Source organism: Salinicoccus sp. CNSTN-B1 (assembly GCF_054792835.1).
Map to the genome: position 1 here is coordinate 1 of NZ_JBTWMN010000001.1, position 5,550 is coordinate 5,550.

2 protein-coding genes and 2 pseudogenes are annotated in these 5,550 nt (G+C 35.8%); 2 read left to right on the top strand and 2 right to left on the bottom strand.

The window, feature by feature from the left end; all coding sequences use genetic code 11:
- The first annotated feature begins 338 nt into the window (after positions 1-338).
- Positions 339-1,131 (top strand): annotated as a pseudogene (locus tag ACYF68_RS00005) (protein rep).
- An 835-nt stretch (positions 1,132-1,966) separates the two neighbouring features.
- Here the strand turns inward: ACYF68_RS00005 and ACYF68_RS00010 are convergent.
- Positions 1,967-2,575, bottom strand: a complete 609-nt coding sequence (locus ACYF68_RS00010) for a stage II sporulation protein M (RefSeq protein WP_461044971.1) — start codon at positions 2,573-2,575, stop codon at positions 1,967-1,969.
- A gap of 549 nt (positions 2,576-3,124) precedes the next feature.
- Here ACYF68_RS00010 and ACYF68_RS00015 point away from each other — a divergent pair.
- Positions 3,125-3,750, top strand: a pseudogene (locus tag ACYF68_RS00015) (protein rep).
- Positions 3,751-4,576: 826 nt separating this feature from the next.
- Here ACYF68_RS00015 and ACYF68_RS00020 read toward each other — a convergent pair.
- Complete coding sequence (locus ACYF68_RS00020; RefSeq protein ID WP_461044971.1) at positions 4,577-5,185, bottom strand: stage II sporulation protein M; 609 nt, start codon at positions 5,183-5,185, stop codon at positions 4,577-4,579.
- Positions 5,186-5,550: the final 365 nt, after the last annotated feature.

A 5,550-nucleotide genomic window follows, 5' to 3' on the forward strand; every position in this document is an offset into this window, starting at 1 on the left:
TTCTTATCTTGATACTATACGTCATAATTTCTATCGGGGTCAGTGTGCCTTGAGCCGTTGATGTGACTGCTTTAAACACAAAAAAACTTGCATATTTCCGTCTACTAGTTTAGTGTTTTAGGTGACGAAGCCAAAAACATAAAACATAGGGGAAAGTGCAAGTTTTTTTGTATGCACCTTTCTTAGTAGAAAGGATTTATTCACTTATGGAGAAGTATACCCAGAAAAAGCGAAAAAATCAACTGTTACAGACACTCATCAGTAAGCATGTCAGCGAAAAAACGTTGGAACGGGTAAAGGAATGTAATACATTTTTATTTATGGTGGCTGATATCACAATGGAAAAAACCAAATTACACCGTTCCAATAATTGCGAGCATCGGTTCTGTCCTGTTTGTGCATGGAAAAAAGCCCGTAAGAATGCCATGAAGATTGGGATTTTGATGGAATACCTCAAAAAAGAGGAGCAGAAGGAGTTTCTCTTCTGACTTTGACGGCCCCAAATGTACCAGCTGAGGAACTAAACGATGAGATTAAGCATTATAACAATTCGTTCAAACGTATGATGCAGCGTAAAGAAGTAAAGAGTGCAGTAAAAGGCTATGTACGGAAATTGGAAGTCACTTATAACCAAGATCGAGACGACTATCATCCGCATTTTCACGTAATCTTAGCCGTTGATAAGCACTATTTTAATAATAAAAGACAATATATTAAACGTGACAGATGGCTTGAACTCTGGCAACAATCAACGAAAAATCCACTCATCACCCAAGTAGACATCAGACGCGTAAAACATACTGACAATAAAAAGAAATCTCCGAAATTGCCAAATACAGCGCCAAAGACAGCGACTATCTCCAAGACGAAACCGTATTTGACACATTCTATAACACACTTTCCGGCAAACGCCTTATTGTATATTCCGGCCTCTTTAAAGACGCCAGCACACTCTATGAAACCAAAGCACTCGACCACTATAAAGACATAGATCCAACCTACTACATCTACCAAATTTTCTATCACTGGGGTAAAACAGACTACATCGAAACTGAACGCAAACTCATGAATCAAGACATGCAAAAAGAAATCAATCAGACCCTATTAGACGAAACAGACATCGAGGAATAACCGTTACACCTGCACCCATTGTTACACTTTCCATTCCCCCTTTAACCTTGACCCCTGTATCACGACACGCAGTGATGCAGGGGTCAAGGTTTGAGACTAGCAACTTGTTGCTTATCGAATGGGGAAGATGCCAGGGATATCAATGGGTGCGGTGTATACGACCATTCCAAATAAAAAAATGGGTCACAACCACCATTTACCCCCCATTTACCCTACCATTTGGAATAGTCATGGAATCTTCGTGGAACGTGTATTTAGCATGTTATTTAGAATGATATTAGAATTTTATTAAGTATTTTTTTGGTCTCACTCTTGAAGCGAACTATCCCAGTACAGAATACGACACTTTGCTAAAAAGTGTCGTGTGCGTAACTGGGCAGTACTGAGATTTGAATTTAAACCGAACTGAGAGTTAGACACCATTTCAGAGTCCAAATAAGCGCATATGAGCGTTTAAATCATTTTTAGGGTACTTTCCTGTGATTTAAATGCTTAGAAACGCTCTGAGGGCTCTTTTTGACGTTTTGAGCCATATAATCATCGGAGATCCATTTATGCCGAGAAAACTTTTGGTGGGAAAAGCACCCCTGAATAAACTAAAAAGCCGGTAGGCAGATACCGTGAGGTATCAAAAATGCCTACCGACAGCTTTTGGGTTTTTAGGGGTGCCGTTGGTTCACACCAAAAGGAAATTGGAATAAATACAAACATCAGACGAATACCAGGTACTGCCCATTTACATGCAAACTTCGTTTTCATTAAAAAATGGGCAAACATGCTGTTTGATCGCTTGTAGTTCGTGTGGCGACTTTTAAAAAATAAAGCAAGGTTGAATTTAGGTAAATAAGTTATATATAAAATCTGTGAGATATGTTTCTAAAAATGCTGCGAGTATGTATAAAGGTAAAGCGATTAGAAAATATATTTTAAGTAAATTGCTGAATGCTAATTTAAATGACAAGTTTTGTTTTTTAGTTTTTCTAAAAAGATTACTTATTTTTCTAATAATTGATTTATTTAATTTATATAAACCACTGATAACAAAACACATTGCTAATATTTCGACTATTGTATGTGGTGTTGAAGATAAAACCATGATGAGACCTTTATTTAAATCAAAATTGATTGCAAAACCAAATGCTATTCCTGTAATTATTGTTGTATATAATAAATTTAAAAAGTATAAAAATGGGATTGGAATTAAAGAAAATATCAGCATTTGAAATGGTACTTTAAAGCCGTTGTTTAGAATATATTGCCAAACCTTTATTAAACCATTTGTTTTAGAAATGTTTTCGTGTTGTCCGTCTGTCATATTTTTAAAAGTTTCGAGTGATGGGCTAAATATAATTGCTAGAATTAAAGTGATTAATAAAATGATTGTTGTGAATATGAATATTTTTATGGTTCTTTTAGCATAATTTGGATCTTGAATATTAAACATAAGAGACCTCTTTTCTGTTTGTTTTTGGAACGAGTGAAACGAGTTTCTTCTTGTCTTGATACTATACGTCACAATTCTGATTTAGGTAAAATCTCTAGAAGCGTTGATATGACTGCTTTAAATGCAAAAAAACTTGCACTTTTATACCTAGTAATGTATGTTTTAAGTATCCCCACAAAAAACATATACGCTAAGTAAAGAGTGCAAGCTCTTTTATGCACCTTTCTTGGTTAGAAAGGAATTATTCGCTTATGGAGAAGTATACCCAGAAAAAGCTGAAAAATCAACTCTTACAGACGCTCATCAGTAAACATGTCAGCGAAAAGACACTGGAACGGGTAAAGGACTGTAACACATTCTTATTTATGGTGGCTGATATCACAATGGAAAAAACCAAATTACACCGTTCCAACAACTGCGAGCATCGGTTCTGTCCTGTTTGTGCGTGGAAGAAAGCCCGTAAGAATGCCATGAAGATTGGGATTCTCATGGAATATCTCAAAAAGAGGAGCAGAAGGAGTTTCTCTTCTGACACTGACGGCGCCCAATGTGCCAGCTGGGGAACTAAACGATGAGATTAAACACTACAACCGCTCATTTCAACGGATGATGCAGCGCAAAGAAGTAAAGACTGCTGTAAAAGGCTATGTGCGGAAATTGGAAGTCACCTACAACCAAGATCGAGACGACTATCATCCACATTTTCACGTCATATTAGCCGTAAATAAAAGCTATTTTACAGACAAAAATTATTATATTAGTCGAAATAGATGGCTTGAACTCTGGCAACAATCGACGAAAAATCCACTCATCACACAAGTGGACATCAGACGCGTAAAACACACTGACAACAAAAAGAAATCTCCGAAATTGCCAAATACAGTGCCAAAGACAGCGACTATCTCCAAGACGAAACCGTATTTGATACATTCTATAAAACACTTTCCGGTAAACGCCTTATTGTATATTCCGGCCTCTTTAAAGACGCCAACACACTCTATGAAACCAAAGAACTCGACCACTATAAAGACATAGATCCAACCTACTACATCTACCAAATTTTCTATCACTGGGGTAAAACAGACTACATCGAAACCGAACGCAAACTCATGAATCAAGACATGCAAAAAGAAATCAATCAGACCCTATTAGACGAATCAGACATCGAAGAATAACCGTTACACCCGTACCCATTGTTACACTTCTCGTTCCCCCTTAACCTTGACCCCTGCAGGACCACGTCGTCATGCAGGGGTCAAGGTTTGAGACTAGCAACTTGTTGCCTATCGAATGGGGAAGATGCCAGGGATATCAATGGGTGCGGTGTCTAACGACTTTCTAATTGAAAAAATGCTCACAACCACCATTTACCCCCACTTTACCCCCACTTTGGAATGTTGTTGGAAAGTTCGTATAAAGTATTTAGCATGTTATTTAGAATGATATTGAGATTTATTTAATTGTTTTTTTTGTCCTCACTCTTGAAGCGAATTATCCCAGTCTAACGCTCGGGAATTTTGGTAAAAATGGACGTGCGTGTAACTGGGCAGTACTGAGATTTGAATTTAAACCGAACTGAGAGTTAGATACCATTTCAGAGTCCAAATAAGCGCATATGAGCGTTTAAATTGTTTTTAGGGTACTTTCATGTGATTTAAATGCTTAGAAACGCTCTGAGGGCTCTTTTTAACGTTTTGAGCCATATAATCATCGGAGATCCATTTATGCCGAGAAAACTTTTTGAGAAAGAAAAGACCCTTCAAGTACACTTAACGAAGTGGGCCCACCAGGGCGTTTTTTGCCTGGTGGCTCATCTTTGGGAAGTTTGAAGGGTCAAAGTTTCTACTCAAAAAGGAAATTGGAATAAATGCAAACATCAGACGAATACCAGGTACTGCCCATTTACATGCAAACTTCGTTTTCATTAAAAAATGGGCAAACATGCTGTTTGATCGCTTGTAGTTCGTGTGGCGACTTTTAAAAAATAAAGCAAGGTTGAATTTAGGTAAATAAGTTATATATAAAATCTGTGAGATATGTTTCTAAAAATGCTGCGAGTATGTATAAAGGTAAAGCGATTAGAAAATATATTTTAAGTAAATTGCTGAATGCTAATTTAAATGACAAGTTTTGTTTTTTAGTTTTTCTAAAAAGATTACTTATTTTTCTAATAATTGATTTATTTAATTTATATAAACCACTGATAACAAAACACATTGCTAATATTTCGACTATTGTATGTGGTGTTGAAGATAAAACCATGATGAGACCTTTATTTAAATCAAAATTGATTGCAAAACCAAATGCTATTCCTGTAATTATTGTTGTATATAATAAATTTAAAAAGTATAAAAATGGGATTGGAATTAAAGAAAATATCAGCATTTGAAATGGTACTTTAAAGCCGTTGTTTAGAATATATTGCCAAACCTTTATTAAACCATTTGTTTTAGAAATGTTTTCGTGTTGTCCGTCTGTCATATTTTTAAAAGTTTCGAGTGATGGGCTAAATATAATTGCTAGAATTAAAGTGATTAATAAAATGATTGTTGTGAATATGAATATTTTTATGGTTCTTTTAGCATAATTTGGATCTTGAATATTAAACATAAGAGACCTCTTTTCTGTTTGTTTTTGGAACGAGTGAAACGAGTTTCTTCTTGTCTTGATACTATACGTCACAATTCTGATTTAGGTAAAATCTCTAGAAGCGTTGATATGACTGCTTTAAATGCAAAAAAACTTGCACTTTTATACCTAGTAATGTATGTTTTAAGTATCCCCACAAAAAACATATACGCTAAGTAAAGAGTGCAAGCTCTTTTATGCACCTTTCTTGGTTAGAAAGGAATTATTCGCTTATGGAGAAGTATACCCAGAAAAAGCTGAAAAATCAACTCTTACAGACGCTCATCAGTAAACATGTCAGCGAAAAGACACTGGAACGGGTAAAGGACTGTAACACATTCTTATTT